General features: G+C 61.3%; 1 protein-coding gene. It reads right to left on the bottom strand.

The window, feature by feature from the left end:
• Nucleotides 1-34: 34 nt before the first annotated feature.
• Nucleotides 35-212, bottom strand: a 178-nt coding sequence (locus KJQ96_RS39905; RefSeq protein WP_213291312.1) for a L,D-transpeptidase, incomplete at its 5' end; no start/stop codon positions are given.

The following is a 212-nucleotide window of genomic DNA, read 5'->3' on the forward strand; positions in this document are numbered from 1 at the left end:
TTTCACGCACCGGCTTGTGGGATTGCGCAACTCGCTACGCACTCCGGCCCGGCGGGAGGACGACGACGATCGCGCCCAGCTTCACCCGGTTCACGAGATCGATGATGTCTTCGTTGGTCATGCGGATGCAGCCGGACGAGATGGCTTGACCGATATATTCCGGCTGGTTGGTGCCGTGGATGCGGTACAGGGTGTCCTTGTTGCCCTCGTAC

Origin of the sequence: Bradyrhizobium sp. sGM-13 (assembly GCF_018398875.1) — a bacterium.
GTDB lineage: Bacteria > Pseudomonadota > Alphaproteobacteria > Rhizobiales > Xanthobacteraceae > Bradyrhizobium.